This window comes from Acinetobacter sp. ANC_7588 (assembly GCF_056783995.1).
The window spans coordinates 1-595 of sequence record NZ_JBWYIU010000036.1; the positions used below are offsets into that span (position 1 = coordinate 1).

The 595-nt window shown below is 43.7% G+C and carries 1 pseudogene and 1 other annotated feature; the pseudogene reads right to left on the reverse strand.

From position 1 onward, the window contains the following. Positions 1-595, reverse strand: a pseudogene (locus AC1M9J_RS14770) (IS3 family transposase); the annotation flags it as partial. Further along, positions 447-563 (reverse strand) — a sequence feature (AL1L pseudoknot). It overlaps the preceding pseudogene by 117 nt.

The following is a 595-nucleotide window of genomic DNA, read 5'->3' on the forward strand; positions in this document are numbered from 1 at the left end:
ATATCTGTATTCATTCGTGTAGATACTTTCCATCCAACAATGGCTCGTGAGAACACATCAATAATAAAGGCGGTATACACCCAGCCTGAATTGGTTCGAACATACGTGAAGTCAGCGATCCACAGTTGGTCAGGATGATCAGCAGTAAAATTGCGTTTCACCAAGTCAGGTGCACGCTTTTGATCATCTCGGCTACGAGTAGTTTGTTTATTCTTACCGCGCCAAACACCTTGTATGCCTAGATTTTGCATCAATCGAGCAACCGTACAGCGTGCAACAATATAGCCTTCACGTTTCAATTGTTGCTAGACTTTACGTACACCATATCGACCCGAACTTTCTTTCCAAATTCGTTTCACTTGTTCAGCATGATGCACGTCATGTAAATCGCGTTTTGAGCGCTTTTCTGGGTTCTCGGTCAGATCCAACTGTCGGTAATAGGTCGATGGTGCAATCGGTAAAATTTTACAGATTGCCTCAACACCATATAGGTCTTTATTGTTATGGATGAAATCCACCATTATTTGTGTGGGCGGTCGAGCTCCGCCTAGGCGAAAAAAGCAGCTGCTTTACGTAGAATTTCGTTAGCGCGTTG